Origin of the sequence: Streptomyces sp. NPDC048295, from assembly GCF_040652135.1 — a bacterium.
Taxonomy (GTDB): domain Bacteria; phylum Actinomycetota; class Actinomycetes; order Streptomycetales; family Streptomycetaceae; genus Streptomyces.
Map to the genome: position 1 here is coordinate 482,229 of NZ_JBEZLL010000001.1, position 14,721 is coordinate 496,949.

Here is a 14,721-nt window from a genome sequence, read left to right on the forward strand (position 1 = left end):
GGCCCCACACTCCGTCGGCCACACCCCTTCATCACCAGAGAGACAGTTTGCGATGACGCACACCCAGGTCCCGTTCCCCGAAGACTTCCTGTGGGGCGCCTCCACGGCCGCCCACCAGATCGAGGGCAACAACATCAACAGCGACTGGTGGGTCAAGGAGCACGCCGCGGGCACCCACATCCAGGAGCCCAGCCTGGACGCCTGCGACAGTTACCACCGCTGGCACGAGGACATGGACGTGCTGGCCGGTCTGGGCTTCACCGACTACCGGTTCTCCATCGAGTGGGCGCGCATCGAGCCGGTCGAGGGCACGTTCTCCCGGGCCGAGATCGCCCACTACCGCCGCATGGTCGAGGGCGCCATCGAGCGCGGCCTGCGCCCCATGATCACCCTGCACCACTTCACCGTGCCGCAGTGGTTCGAGGCGCGCGGCGGCTGGACGGCCGAGGGCGCGACCGAGCTCTTCGCCCGCTACGTCGCGGCCTGCGCGCCGGTGATCGCCGAGGGCGTCAGCCACGTCTGCACCATCAACGAGCCGAACATGATCGCCGTGATGGCCGGCCAGGCCAAGCGGGGCGACAACAGCTTCCCGCCCGCCGGGCTGCCGACCCCCGACGACGAGACCACCGAGGCCGTCATCGCCGCCCACCACGCGGCCGTCGAGCAGGTCCGCGCGATCGACCCGGACATCAAGGTCGGCTGGACCATCGCCAACCAGGTCTACCAGGCCCTGCCCGGCGCCGAGGAGGTCACCGCCGCCTACCGTCACCCCCGCGAGGACGTCTTCATCGAGGCCGCCCGCGGCGACGACTGGATCGGTGTGCAGTCCTACACCCGGACCAGGATCGGCACGGACGGCCCGATACCCACCGCCGAGGGCGTCGAGCGCACCCTCACGCAGTGGGAGTACTACCCCTCCGCGGTCGGCTACGCACTGCGTCACACCGCCGAGGTGCTGGGCAACGGCATCCCGCTGATCGTGACCGAGAACGGCATCGCGACCGACGAGGACAGCCGCCGCGTCGACTACTACACCGGCGCCCTGAACGAGGTCGCCTCCGCGATCCAGGACGGCCTGAACGTCCAGGGCTACCTGGCCTGGAGCGCGCTCGACAACTACGAGTGGGGCTCCTACAAGCCCACCTTCGGCCTGATCGGCTGGGACCCGGAGACCTTCGAGCGCCTGCCCAAGCCGTCCGCCGTCTGGCTGGGCGAGATGGGCCGCACGCGCGCGCTGCCGCGCATCGCCGGCTGACCCCGGCACCCCGGGCCGAACGACTTCGGCTCCCCCGACCGGGAGCGACCTGACAGCTCCCGCCCGTACGGGAACCGGCGACACCTGACGGACGCCGGTTCCCGTACAGCAGGGTCCTTCGACCCTGTGCCCGCGTACGGCGCCGCTCGTGTCCTGCCCTGCTCACGAGCGGCGGCGCACGCGGGTGCCGTACACGGCACGGCGCCCCGCGCCCGCAATCACGACCGACGAACGAAATCCGCCCACCGCCCACAGCCGGTGGCTCTTCTTCGAGGGGTTCTGATGGACCGTCGTACGTTTCTCACCGCAGCGGGGACAGGGGCCGCCGCCCTGTCGCTCGGAGCCGTGGCCGCGCCCCCGGCGGGTGCCGCCGCCCGGCCCGCGCGCGGCGCGCACACCCCGCTGCTCCTGCGCTGGTTCCGCGACACGTATCGCTCGATCGAGGCCATGACGACCGACTTCGGTCTCGCCGTCGACAAGATCGACGTCAGCGGGCCCGGCACCCCCGTGCAGTCGCGTCAGACCTCCCCCACCAACATCGGCTGCGGTCTCTGGTCGACCGTGGCCGCCGCCGGGCTCGGCGTGATCGGCGACGACACGATGCGCCGACGGCTGGAACACACCGTGCGGGCCGTCGAGAAGCTGGAGCGCCACCACGGCTTCTGGCTCAACTGGTACGACGCGCACGACGGTTCGGTCCTCACCCGGTGGCCCGGCACGGGCGACCCGGTCCGCCCGTTCCTCTCCTCCGTCGACAACGCCTGGCTGATCACCGGTCTGCGCATCGCAGCCGACGCCGCGCCCTCGCTGCGCCCCCGCGTCGACCGCATCCTGGCCACCGCCGACTGGTCGTACTACTACACGCCGTACGACCCGGCCGACCCGGTCGCCGGCCCCGGACAGCTGCGCGGCGGGTTCTGGCCCGACACCGAGGAGCCCACCGGCCACCACTACGGCGCGCTCAACACGGAGCCCCGCATGGCCAGTTACCTGGGCATCGCGGACGGCTCACTGCCCGCCGACCACTACTGGCACCTGCTGCGCACGATGCTCCCGGAGCACGAGCAGGAGCAGCACCCGCAGGGCAGCTACGTCGCCATGGACGGCGTACGGGTCTGGCAGGGGCACTACACCCACCGCGGCCGGAAGATCGTGCCCAGCTGGGGCGGGTCGATGTTCGAGGCCCTGATGGTGCCGCTGTTCGTGCCGGAGGCGGAGTGGTCGCCGGGGTCCTGGGGCCTCACGCACCACCGGTACGTCCGCAGCCAGATCGAGCACGGCATGACGGAGGCGGGGTACGGGTACTGGGGCTTCTCCCCCGCCAACATCCCCGAGGGCGGCTACCAGGAGTACGGCGTCGACGCGATCGGCATGCAGGTCGACGGCTACGCCTCCAACACCGACCGCACGTACACGAAGGACGGCGAACCGCTGCCGCCCGCCTCGGCGTTCACCAACGGCGTGGTCACCCCGCACGCCTCCTTCCTCGCCCTGCCCCACGCCCCGGACGAGGCGATCGCCAACCTGCGCGCGCTCGACCGCGACTTCGGCGCCTACCACACGGGGTACGGCTTCCGGGACTCCGTCAATGTCGGCACCGGGCGGGTCAGCGACTATCTGCTCGCGCTCGACCAGGGCATGATCGCCGCGGCGCTGGCCCAGGCGATCCGCCCCGGCCTGCTCCAGCGACCGTTCCGGACCGGCGGATTCCGGTCGAAGGTGCGACCGCTGCTGGCCAAGGAGCGGTTCTCCATCTGAACCGCCTCGAAACGTGGCGGCGTACCGGTCCGGGGCGGAGTGCTCGGGGCCCGGCCCCGGCCCGGTACGCCACCGCCCGGTACGCCACCGCACGGTTCCGGTCCGTCCGGTTCCGGTCCGTCCGGTTCCGGTCCGTTCAGTTCCGGTCTCTTCAGTTCCAGCCCGCGCGGTACGCGGCCCAGTCGCCGTCCCGCGCGGCGAAGTCGACGTAGAGCGCGACCCCGAACCGTTCGCGGCCGCGGTCCGTGCGCCCCAGTCCCAGCCGGGTGCCGCGGACCGCGGCCGCGACCGTCTCGGCCGACTCGTGGTGTCCGAGGTCGTTCTCGTGGAAGAACGGCAGCCCCATCAGCAGATCGGTGTCCTTCGGCGTCACTTCGAGGGCGAGCGCCGTCTGGTGGGCAACATAGCCGCCGAACATCCCCTCCAGGGGCATCCAGGTGTCGTACGACATGACGGCGATCTGGTCGACCCGGCGCGCGACCTGGCCGAAGAACTTCTGCGACCACCACTTCTCGCTGCCGCCGCTGACCACGCCGAGCACCCGGTGCGCCGCGGGCAGCGGGTCGATCTGGTGGGCGGCCACCGACAGCCGCGCCCCGCGCGCCCCGGTGAGCGCGCCGAGGTCGTCGAGGAGCGAGAGGTAGTGGCGGTCGCCGGAGTGCAGCGGCTCCAGGTCGAAATGGACGCCGTCGAACCCGGCGTCCAGGATCTGCCGGGCCGAGGCGACCACGGCGGTGCGGGACGCGGCCCGCTCCAGGCGCAGCCCGTCGGGCCCCTCGGTGGCGAGTACGTCGCCGAGCCAGGCCTGGACCCGGATGCCGGGCAGGGTGCGGTGGACGGCGTCGATCAGCCACCGGGCCCTCGGGTAGGCCGTGGCGGGCAGGGTGCCGTCGTGCTCCAGCGGACCGGCGTGGACGTACAGGTCCTTGATCCCGGTCCCCTCGATCCGGGCGGCGAAGGCGGCGAGGTCGGCGTCGTCCTTGCGTCCGTCGACCCAGGCGTGGCCGAGCCAGATGGCGTCGCGGCCCCGGGTGCGGGTGCCGTCGCCGGGGTCGCCGGTGTAGGTGAGCCGCAGGGCGATGCCCGCGGTGAGGACCGGCACCACGATCACCAGGACGGCTCCCAGCGCGATCCGTCTCGGCCAGGTCCACCGGAACCGGGCCACCCGTCCCCGTATCGCCCCGGCCATGCGCCCGATCCCTGTGAACACGTCGTCTCCCCCTGTGTGCCGGTGTGTCGCAGGGCATCATGACGCACCGTCCGGGCACCGGTGGCGGGCCGGGCCGCCGGGTCGCGGGTCACGGAGGGTGGACATAGCCTCACAAAGGTGATGCCGCTCGTGAGCCGTACCCGGATATCCGTACCGGGCCGGGCCCTGCTCGCCGCGCTGCTGGCGGTGTGCTGGCTGGCCCTTCCCGCGGCGCGGGCCGCTCGCGCCGACGATCCCGTCACGCTGTCCCGGGACGGGCAGATCACCGACAAGGTGGGGGCGCTCGGCGACCGCAGGGACCAGGTGCGCGCCGCACTCGACCGGCTGTACGGGCAGCGCCGCGTCCAGCTCTTCGTCGTGTACGTGCGGGACTTCTCCGGGCGGTCCGCGCAGAGCTGGGCCGATGCGACGGCCGACCGCAACGGCCTCGGCCGCGACGACGTCCTGCTCGCCGTCGCCACCCACGACCGGCAGTACGCGTACACGGTCGAGCAGGGCTCCCGGCTCACCGACGCGCAGCTGGCCGACGTGGCGCGCACGGCGATCGAGCCCGCGCTCCGGGAGAACGACTGGGCCGGTGCGGCGATCGGCGCGGCGGAGGGCTACTCCGCCGTGCTGGCCGGCAGGGCCGTGCCCACCCCGGCCGTCACCCCCGGTGCGGCCGATCCCGGAACCGGCGGCTCCGGCGGGACCAGCGCCACGGACCTGATCCTTCCGGTGGTCGTCGTGGGCGGGGCGGCAGCGGCGGCCGGCTACGCGTACACCCGGCGCAGGCGTCGCGCCACGACCCGTACCACACCCGGCGCGACGGGCTGGGGCCCCGCTTTTGCCGGGCCGGGCGGCTCGCCCGCGGTGACTCCGCTGCCCGAGCTGGACGCCCGCGCGAAGGAGGCGCTGGTGGAGACGGACGACGCGGTCCGCACCAGCGAGGAGGAACTGGGTTTCGCCACCGCCCAGTTCGGCGAGGAGGCGGCGGTCCCGTTCACGGAGGCCGTCGGGTACGCGAAGGGCGAGCTGACGGCCGCGTTCCGGCTGCGCCAGAAGCTGGACGACGCCTTTCCCGAGGACGACGCGACCAGACGCCGGATGCTGGACGAGATCATCGGCCGCTGCACGGACGCGGGTTCCCGCCTGGACGCCGTGTCCGGGGACTTCGACCGGCTGCGCGCCCTGGAGCGCGACGCCCCGCAGGCCCTGGCCACCGCCGAGGCGGCGTTCCGGGCACTCGCCGGGCGGGTCCCGGCGGCCGAGGCGGCCCTGTCCACGATGCGCGAGCAATACGCGGAGTCGGCCTTCGCCGCCCTCGCCGACGACATCGAGCAGGCGAAGGACCGGCTCGTCTTCGCCACGTCGAGCCTCAACCGGGGCCGGCAGTCGGTGGACAGCGACAGCAATTCCGCGGCGGCGGTGTACATCCGGGCCGCCGAGAGCGCCGTCGACCAGGCGACCACGCTCGTCGACGCGGTGGAGCGGCGGAGCCGGGAACTCGCGGAGGCGGCGGGGCGGCTGCCCGCCGCCCTCACCGGGACGGAGACCGATCTGGCCGACGCGGGCGGGCTGCTCGAAGGCACCGGGGAGGGTGCGCCGACCGCGGACCTGCGGGGCCGGATCGCCCGCGCGCGGTCGGTGCTCGGCGATGTGCGGGCGCAGATGCGGGCCGGTCCGTACGACCCGATCGACGCGCTGCGCCGGGTGGAGGAGGCGGACGCGGCGCTCGACGCGGCGCTGGCCGCCGTCCGTGAGCGGGAGGCCGGCGACCGGCGGGCGCTCTCCCTCCTGGACGGGGCGGTGCTCACCGCGCGTTCGGCGATCGCCGCCGCGGCCGACTACATCACCACGCACCGGGGAGCGGTGGGCAGCCAGGCCCGGACCCGTCTGGCGGAGGCCCAGCGGCGGCTGGAGCGGTCCCGCGAGCTGGCCGGGTCGAAGGATCCGCAGGGCGCGCTGGCCGAGGCGCGGCAGGCGGACTCGCTGGCCGGCCAGGCCAGGAGCCTGGCCGAACAGGATGTGCGCGCGTACGGGGACCGGAACGGTCCGGGCGGCGCACGGGGTACGGGCGGCGGGGTGGGCGGCGCGGTGCTCGGCGGCATCATCCTCGGCGGCCTCCTGGGCGGCGGGGGCGGCCGCGGCGGCGGCGTTCACGGCGGAGGCTACGGCGGCGGGGGGCACGGAGGGGCTGCCGGGCCCGGCAGCTTCGGCGGCGGGGGCACACGCGGCCGGCGCGGTGGCGGCGGCCGCTTCTGAACCGCCGGCACGGGCACCGGCCCGAGGCTTCGTCCACAGGCAACGCATCCGGAGATCCACCCGGAGAACCGCACTCGTACAAGGAGAGGTCCATGACCAAGCAGACCATTCTCGGCCGTGTCACCCAGCTGGCGAAGGCCAATGTCAACGCGCTGCTCGATCAGGCCGAGGATCCGCAGAAGATGCTGGACCAGCTGATCCGCGACTACACGGCCAACATCTCGGAGGCCGAGCAGGCGATCGCCGCGACCATCGGCAATCTGCGGCTGATGGAGCAGGACCACCGGGAGGACGTGGAGGCGGCCGCGGAGTGGGGCGGCAAGGCGCTCGCCGCGAGCCGCAAGGCCGACGAGCTGCGGGCGGCCGGGTCGGGTGCGGAGGCGGACAGGTTCGACAGCCTGGCCAAGGTCGCGCTCGGCCGTCAGCTCCGGTCGGAGAAGGAGGCGGGTACGGCGGAGCCGGTCATCGCCGCGCAGACCGAGGTGGTGGACCGGCTGAAGTCCGGCCTGGACCAGATGAAGGCCAAGCTGTCGGAGCTGAAGTCCAAGCGCGACGAGCTGGTGGCGCGCGCCAGGTCCGCCGAGGCCCAGAACCGGATGATGGACTCCGTCAAGAGCATCGACGTGCTCGACCCGACCAGTGAGCTCAGCCGGTTCGAGGACAAGGTGCGGCGCGAGGAGGCGAGGGCGCTGGGCAAGCAGGAGCTGGCCGCGTCGTCCCTGGACGCCCAGTTCGAGCAGCTGGACAGCCTGGGCGACAGCGCCGAGGTCGATGCCCGGCTGGCGGCGCTGAAGTCGGCTTCGTGACCGCTGCCGGATGGGCCCCGGCGGCCCGCTCAGTACATGCTCAGCAGCTGCTCGACGGTGAGTTCCGCGGCGGGCTCCCCGTCGGGGAGGGCCAGTTCGAACCAGACGGTCTTGCCGCGCGGCGTGCGCCGCGACCCCCAGGCCACGCTCAGCAGCCCGACCAGCTGGAGTCCGCGCCCGCCCTCGTCGGTGTCGCGGGCCCGCCGCCGCCGGGGCTGGACGAGTCCGGAGTCCCACACCTCGCACACCAGGGTGCGGTCGCGCAGCAGCCTGAGCCGGATCTCGCCCTCCCCGTACCGCAGGGCGTTGGTGACCAGCTCGCTGACCAGTAGTTCGGTGGTGTCCACCAGGTCGTCCAGGCCCCAGGCGAGCAGCCGGCCGCGGGCCAGTTCGCGGGCGCGGCCGACGGAGCGGGGTTCGCGGGGCAGCCGCCAGTCGCCGACCGCGTCCGCCGGCAGTCCCTGGACGCGGGCCACCAGCAGGGCGATGTCGTCCTCTCCGTGCCGGGTGTCGAGGGTGGTCAGCACGTGGTCGCAGAGGTCCTCGACCGGCCGGTGCGGATCGGCGAGCGCTCCGCGCAGGGCGCCGAGCCCCTCGTCGAGCGGATGGTCGCGGGACTCGACGAGCCCGTCCGTGTAGAGGGCGAGCACGGAGCCCTCCTTCAGCTCGACCTCGACCTCCTCGAAGGGTTCGCCGCCGACGCCGAGCGGCATCCCGGGCGGGACGTCGAGCAGCAGGGCGGCCTCGCCGGGTTCGGCCACGGCGGGCGGCAGGTGGCCCGCGTTGGCGAAGGTGCACCGCCGGGTGACCGGGTCGTAGACCGCGTACACGCAGGTCGCCAGGTAGACCTCGGAGAGGTCCGCCTCGCGGGACTTGTGGGCGGCCCGCGAGGGCCACTGGGCGCCGCCGCCGGAGGCGTTGCCCCCGCCGGGGGTACCGAGTCCGCGGGCGACCTCGTCGAGCGCGGAGAGCACCTCGGCGGGTTCCAGGTCCAGGAGTGCCAGGGTCCGTACGGCGGTGCGGAGTTCTCCCATGGCGACAGCGGCCCGCAGTCCGCGGCCCATCACGTCGCCGACGACGAGGGCGGTGCGGTGGCCGGGGAGTTCGATCACGTCGAACCAGTCGCCGCCCACTTCGGTGGCCGTGTTGCCGGGGAGGTAGCGGCAGGCGATGTCGAGGCCCGCGGCGACGGGGTCGCCGGGCGGCAGGAGGCTGCGCTGGAGGATCAGCGCGCGCTCGTGCTCGCGCCGGTAGAGGCGGGCGTTGTCGATGCAGACCGCGGCGCGGGCGGCGAGCTCGGTGGCCAGGGCCCGGTCCCGCTCGCCGAAGGGCTCGCTGCCCTTCGTACGGGAGAACTGCACGAGGCCGACCACCGTGTCGTGGGCGACCATCGGCACGGCGAGCGTGGACTGGACGAATCCCCGGTCGTCGCCGGGCACGTCCTCGACGTGGCCGGTGCGCAGGGCGATGGCGCACGGCGAGTTGAACGGGAAGCGGTGTACGGAGCCGAGCTCGGGCGAGCCGGTGTCCACGGCGATGCCGGGCAGGGCGTCCGAGACCGCGCTGGCCAGGGCGACGCGGCGCAGTTCGGCGGAGGTGCCGACGGATTCCTGACGGAGTGAATCCCAGCTTCCGGGCGGTGCGTCGTCCCCGGTGAGCAGCCCCTGGTAGAGGTCGACGGAGGCGAGGTCGCAGAAGCCCGGCACGGCGACGTCGAGGAGTTCGCGGGCGGTGGTCTCCAGGTCGAGGGAGTTGCCGATGCGGGCGCTGGCCTCGTTGAGCAGGGCGAGGTTGCGGCGGGCGCTGGCGGCCTCGCGGGCGGCGATGTGCCTCCGGGTGACATCGGTGGCCAGTCCGGCGACGCCGATGGGGCGGCCGGAGCCGCTGTGCACGCGGTAGAGGTTCATGGACCAGTGGCGGCTGCCGGGTTCGCCGGGTGCGGTGCCGATGATCTGGAGGTCGGTGACGGAGGTCCCGGTCTCCAGGACGCGTTCGATGGTGACGGTGAGCCGGTCGGCCTCGGGTCCGGAGAGGTAGTCCTCGACCGTGCGGCCGCGGTGGTCCTCGGCCCGGCCGCCGAAGACGGAGGCGAAGCGCTGGTTGGCGCGGATCACCGAGAGGTCCGTACCGAACAGCACGAAGCCGAAGGGAGATTGGCCGAATATGGCCTGTGAGGCGGCGAGGTCCGTCTCGATGTGGCGCAGGGCCCGGACGTCCACGACGATGCAGACCGCGGCCCGTTCGCCGCTCGCCGTCCCGCTCGGCATCACATAGATCTCGGCGAGCCCGCGCATGCCGCCCTCGCCGGGTATCCGGAAGGGGACGAGGCCCGTCCACTCCTTGCCGTCGAGGATCTCGCCGACCCTGCGGCGGCCGTCGGTGCGCAGTTCGGCGGGCATGAACGCCTCGACCGGATCCATGCCCACCGCTCTGTCCGCGGCAATGCCGAAGAGACCGGCGGCCCGGCGGCTCCACTGCTCGATCAGGCCATCGGGGCCGATCGAGAAGGAGGCGACCCTGATGTAGTCATAGATCGAGCCAGGCGGGCTGCTCTGCCACACGATCTCGCCCGCTGTCCCAGGTATTTCGCTCACGCGACCGTCCCCTCCAGCTCACACACCGGACCGGTCCTGCCCGCAGTATTCAGCACTCCGGCCCCAACCGACACGGCGTTCACGATCACAGCACGGTCTCAGTCCCTTTCAGCCAGCTTCTGGCCGACCCCTGGTGATCGCTGTCCGTCCCACCCCACTCCTAACCAGGCAGGGCCAGCTCGAACCACACGGTCTTGCCGGTCTTTCCCCGCCTGGTCCCCCAGCGGCGGGCGGAACACGCCACCAGCTGCAGCCCCCTGCCGCCCTCGTCCTCGGGGCCGGCCATGCGTTCGGTGGGCGGATCCGGAAGCGGATCGGAGACTTCCACGAGCAGTCCGGAGCGCGCCGCCGGCCCGTCGCCGTTGGGATGAGGGCGCACCAGACGTACACCGATGGGACCCGATGTATACCGCATCGAGTTGGTCACCAACTCACTGACCAGCAGAACTGTCACATCCCCGACGACCGCGTCGAGCCCCCAGGCGCTCAGCGCCCCATGGACCGCGTGCCGCGCGGATCGCACGGCGCCCGGCACAGCCGGAAAGGTCCACTCGGCACAGTCGCCTTCACTGTCGATCACGCCGATCACTTCCCAGGGCCGGCAGCGGGGAACACTCGTTCACAACGGTTATTCAGCACATACCCGATATACCGGGTGAACTACCGCCAGGATCGACACGTGGGGCGTACGGGTGTACGGCCGCGCACGCGAACGGACGCGCATCGGGAGAAGGGGCGCACGAGCCGACCGGCGCGCGCCGCCACCACGGTGTTTGCTCCGCTCAACCACCTCCCCGGCACCCCGCCGCGCGCCGGTGCTCCGACAGCGCCGCACGGGCGGCCGCACCCGGCTCCGAAGTCGCTTCGGGCCGTACGCAGTTGACGTACGCACACCGGCCACGGGGCGGGGCCGGCGCCCGGGCGGATCGCCGGTGCAGGCGACGGTCACCGGTGAAGTGGCCCGGGCCCCGGGCCACTTGGCTGCGGAAGACGCGGCCGGAACCGGCTCAGGTCAGCGCGCCCGCGGCCTTGAGGTCGTCGAAGAGCAGCTGGTCGACCGGCGGGACGAGCGGTCGGTCGGCGTAGGAGAACCACGCCATCTCCTCGATCTCGCTGCTGACGGCCAGCGTCCCGCGGTACTCACCGGCGTAGCAGCTCATGCGCACGACCACGCCGTCCGGATGGCCGTGCGCCTGCGCCTCGTACGTGCCCATGTGGGAGACGGTCGCCGGGAGGATGGCCACGGCGAGCTCCTCCTCGACCTCGCGCAGCAGGGTCTGCAGGTCCGTCTCCGCACCCTCCCGCTTGCCGCCGGGGATGTAGAAGACGTCCTTGCCCCGTGGCCGCGCGCAGAGGATCCTGCCGTTCTCCACCCGCACCCATGCCACCGTGTCGATCAGGACCGACATCATTCCGCCTTCGTTCATGTGCAACCCGGACGGACAGGACCTTAGCGGGGCGGGGCGACCGGCCCGGTGGACGCACCCCCGGTCACGCGCCGGAGCGCGACCGCCGCCCCCGCCGCACTCCACGCCGTCGCGCTACGGCCGGGTGCTCTGCCCGACCTGCTCCACCCAGTAGAGCTGCTTGTGTCCGTGCTCATCGAGCTTGTCGGCGATCTTCTGGGCCTCGCCCTGCGTGGCGTACCTGCCGACGCGGTAGCGATTGCCGTTGTCGTCCTGCCTTATCACCAGCCACGGAAGAGCGGCCGTGCTGTCGCTCATCGTGTCCCTCCCCAGCATCGCGCCCCTCCCTCGAACGTTGTGCACGTCACTAAAGATCCCCAGGAAACCGCAGTACGCATATGCCCGAGCGTACGCCTGACCTTCACTCAACGGATACGTAATTACACAAAGAGATACGGATCCGGTCGACAAGAAGGGGCGCATCCGACTGGATGCGCCCCCCCTGCGCCCGTGGCGCCGCTGCAGCTGCCCCGCGCCCGGCACCGCCGCACGCGTCATCGCGCCGGACCGGGCCGGACCCACCGCCTCCGCCATCGGCCGCTCCCCACCCTTCGCCCGGGTGCGGCTGCGGACCGGGCGACAGGAGCGGGACATGACAACCTCATACCGGCGATGACCGCCCGTCGGTCACGGGACCCGGCCGGGTGCCGACGTGCCGCCACCCGCACAGGACCGCGCTCCCCGCAGGCCGGTCACCGGACCGGGAGGTGGTAGGCGACCCGGAAGCGGTCGGCGGGCACCACCACGTCCGCCGTCTCGACCGGGCGGCCCGAGGCGTAGTACGTCCGCTCGATCACCATCACCACATGCCCCGGCACACCGCCGAGCGCCAGGAGCTCCTCCGCCAGCCCCGGGCGCGCGCCGACCTGTTCGGCCACGTTGTCCACGACGACGTCGATCGCGGCCATCCGCTCGACCACCCCGCAGCCACCCAGCGGGCCCTCCTCCGGCAGCATCACCGGCGTACGCCCCGTCACGGCGAGCGGCTCCCAGGAGGTGGAGAGCATCATCGGCTCCCCGGCCTCGCGGAAGGTGTATCCCGTGCGCATGACCCGGTCGCCGGGCTCGATGCCCAGGCGCTCGGCGATCTCCGCGCTCGCCCCCTCCTGTTCGCTGCGGGACTCCCACGTCCCGTGCACCCCCTCCGCCGTCTGCTCCTGGCGGAACGGACTGGCGCCGGCCGCGGAGCGGTAGCCGGAGCGGGCGATCCGCCGCGGGACCGGGCGCTCGCGCACATAGGTGCCGGAGCCCGAGCGCCCCTCCACCAGGCCCTCGGCCATCAGCACCTTCCGCGCCTCCAGCGCGACGGTGTCCGAGACCCCGTACTCCTCGCGGATACGGGCCTGCGAAGGCAGGCGCGTATGCGGCGGCAGCGAACCGTTGACGATCTTCTCTCTCAGATCGCTTGCAACGCGCAGATAGGCGGGCTGCTCACCGAAAGTCACAGGCCACTCCCAACAGGTTGACAGTCTGCAACAGCGTGACAACCGTCGGTTGTGTACCGCAAGCGCAGGCCAAAGATTCACTCGAAGTGATGATTCGCCCCGCCCTCATGCATATCCGGCCATCGGCCGCCAGAGGGATCTCAGCCCTTCGCACGTGCCGCCCCCTCCCCCGGTTCACCACGACCGTGCTCCTTCTCGCACGGAAGCGGGGCGGCCGCCGAAGCAGCCACCCCGCCCGTTCCCGTCCGCCCCGCCCGTTCAGCGCGTCACGGACGCGATGTCATCGGGACCGCGCGATCAGAACCCGCCCATCAGAACTGCAGACCCCAGGAGTTGAGCTTCCCGGTGTCCGCCGACGCGTTGTCGCCGACCCGCAGCTTCCAGGTGCCGTTGGCCACCTCCGAGGAGGCGTTCACCGTGTAGGTGGTGTTCACGTCGTCGGCGCTGCCGCCGCTCCCGTACGCCTTCAGGTTGTAGACCGAACCGTCGGGCGCGACCAGGTCGATCTTCAGGTCGCCGCTGTAGGTGTGCGTGATGTTCACAGGCACGCTCAGCGCGGCCGGCGCGTTGCCGGTGACACCGGTGACGGTGATCGGCGACTCGACGGTGGAGTTGTCGGCGATGGCATAGGCCGTCGTGCTCTCGAACTTCTTGCCGCCCGGCGGGGTGGTGGAGCCGCTGCCGACGTTCAGCAGGCGGTTCGGCGAACCCGTGCCCGGGTTGGTCACCACTCCGGTGCTGGCCGCGGCGACCAGTCCGGCGGAGACCTGGGCCGGGCTCTCGCTCGGGTGGTCGGCCAGGTAGAGGGCCGCGGCGCCGGCCACGTGCGGGGTCGCCATCGACGTACCGGAGATCGTGTTGGTGGCGCTGTCGCCGGTGTTCCAGGCCGAGGTGATCGACGAGCCGGGGCCGAAGATGTCGACCACGCTGCCGTAGTTGGAGAAGCTGGAGCGGGCGTCGGTGCTGGTGGTGGAGCCGACCGTGATGGCCTCGGTGACCCGTGCCGGGGACTTCGTGGAGGCGTCGGTGGACTCGTTGCCCGCGGCGACGGCGTAGGTGATGCCGGACGCGATGGACTTGCGCACCGCGGCGTCGAGCACCGAGTCCGCCCCGCCGCCCAGGCTCATGTTGGCCACCGCGGGCTTGACGGCGTTCGCCGTCACCCAGTCGATGCCCGCGACGACCTGCGCGGTCGTGCCGGAGCCGCTGTCGTCGAGGACCCGGACGGCGACGATCTTCGCCTTCTTGGCCACGCCGTACGCCGAGCCGGCGACCGTGCCCGCCACATGGGTGCCGTGGCCGTAGCCGTCCTGAGCGGTGTTGTCGTTGTCGATGGCGTCGTAGCCGTACGAGGCCCGGCCGCCGAAGTCGCTGTGGGTGATCCGCACACCGGTGTCGATGACGTACGCCGTGACGCCCTGGCCGCCGTTGTCCGGGTAGGTGTAACTCTGGTTCAGCGGAAGGGACTTCTGGTCGATCCGGTCGAGCCCCCAGGAGGGCGGCGAGGGCTGGGTGCCGGTGACGTGGAAGGTCCGGTTCTGCACCACGGACTCGACGGCCGGGTCGGCGGCGAACTTCTTGGCCCGGCTCTCCGAGAGCTCCACCGCGTAGCCGTTGACGGCCGCACGGTAGGTCTTCTTGATCTTGGCGCCGTACTCCTCGGCGAGCGCCCTGCCCTTCGCGGAACCCGCGTCGGCCGCCGCCTCGTCGAGCGTGACGATGTAGCTGCCGCTGATGGTGCCCGGGGCACCCGCGTTCTGGATCCGGCCTTCGGCCGCCTGCCCGGACGCCGAGGCGGGGAACACCGCGGCGCTGGAGAGCGCGAGGGCCGCTCCGGCTATGAAACCCGCCGCGGCGAGTCTTCGGCGTGCGTGGGGGGTGTGACGCGTCACTGGCATGTGGGGGGCCTCCTCGATCGCGGTGCTCTGGTGGGGGGTTGCACG

At 72.4% G+C, this 14,721-nt stretch carries 11 protein-coding genes; 4 read left to right on the top strand and 7 right to left on the bottom strand.

Annotation, left to right across the window (positions count from 1 at the left end; translation table 11 throughout):
- The first annotated feature begins 52 nt into the window (after positions 1–52).
- Positions 53–1,255 carry a family 1 glycosylhydrolase gene (locus AB0D53_RS02105; protein ID WP_362438608.1) on the top strand — a complete coding sequence of 401 codons (1,203 nt, stop codon included), beginning with the start codon at positions 53–55 and terminating at the stop codon, positions 1,253–1,255.
- Positions 1,256–1,537: 282 nt separating this feature from the next.
- Positions 1,538–3,013 (top strand): glucoamylase family protein, encoded by a 1,476-nt coding sequence (locus AB0D53_RS02110; RefSeq protein WP_362438611.1) that lies wholly within the window; start codon positions 1,538–1,540, stop codon positions 3,011–3,013.
- A gap of 151 nt (positions 3,014–3,164) precedes the next feature.
- Here AB0D53_RS02110 and AB0D53_RS02115 read toward each other — a convergent pair whose 3' ends face one another.
- Positions 3,165–4,202, bottom strand: a complete 1,038-nt coding sequence (locus AB0D53_RS02115; protein ID WP_329818283.1) for a hypothetical protein — start codon at positions 4,200–4,202, stop codon at positions 3,165–3,167.
- Positions 4,203–4,352: 150 nt separating this feature from the next.
- Between AB0D53_RS02115 and AB0D53_RS02120 the strand changes: the two genes are divergently transcribed.
- Both AB0D53_RS02120 and AB0D53_RS02125 read left to right on the top strand, forming a co-directional pair.
- Positions 4,353–6,467 carry a TPM domain-containing protein gene (locus AB0D53_RS02120; protein ID WP_362438615.1) on the top strand — a complete coding sequence of 705 codons (2,115 nt, stop codon included), beginning with the start codon at positions 4,353–4,355 and terminating at the stop codon, positions 6,465–6,467.
- Positions 6,468–6,559: 92 nt separating this feature from the next.
- Entirely contained in the window at positions 6,560–7,273 is a 714-nt protein-coding gene (locus tag AB0D53_RS02125) for a PspA/IM30 family protein (protein ID WP_362438618.1), read from the top strand.
- A gap of 29 nt (positions 7,274–7,302) precedes the next feature.
- Here AB0D53_RS02125 and AB0D53_RS02130 read toward each other — a convergent pair whose 3' ends face one another.
- The 6 genes from AB0D53_RS02130 to AB0D53_RS02155 all read right to left on the bottom strand — a co-directional run bounded on the left by AB0D53_RS02130 (position 7,303) and on the right by AB0D53_RS02155 (position 14,676).
- Positions 7,303–9,834: a SpoIIE family protein phosphatase gene (locus AB0D53_RS02130; RefSeq protein WP_362438836.1), complete on the bottom strand. Its 2,532-nt coding sequence runs from the start codon at positions 9,832–9,834 to the stop codon at positions 7,303–7,305.
- Positions 9,835–10,027: 193 nt separating this feature from the next.
- Positions 10,028–10,456, bottom strand: coding sequence for an ATP-binding protein (locus AB0D53_RS02135; protein ID WP_362438621.1), 429 nt, complete (start codon positions 10,454–10,456; stop codon positions 10,028–10,030).
- Between the two features lie 418 nt (positions 10,457–10,874).
- A complete protein-coding gene (locus AB0D53_RS02140) occupies positions 10,875–11,279 on the bottom strand; it encodes an NUDIX domain-containing protein (protein ID WP_329818285.1) in 405 nt (134 codons plus the stop codon).
- A 129-nt stretch (positions 11,280–11,408) separates the two neighbouring features.
- A complete protein-coding gene (locus tag AB0D53_RS02145; protein ID WP_362438624.1) occupies positions 11,409–11,591 on the bottom strand; it encodes an SPOR domain-containing protein in 183 nt (60 codons plus the stop codon).
- Positions 11,592–12,025: 434 nt separating this feature from the next.
- On the bottom strand, positions 12,026–12,778 hold the full coding sequence (locus tag AB0D53_RS02150) for a GntR family transcriptional regulator (RefSeq protein WP_362438627.1): 753 nt from the start codon (positions 12,776–12,778) through the stop codon (positions 12,026–12,028).
- Positions 12,779–13,089: 311 nt separating this feature from the next.
- Complete coding sequence (locus tag AB0D53_RS02155) at positions 13,090–14,676, bottom strand: S8 family peptidase (protein WP_362438630.1); 1,587 nt, start codon at positions 14,674–14,676, stop codon at positions 13,090–13,092.
- Positions 14,677–14,721: the final 45 nt, after the last annotated feature.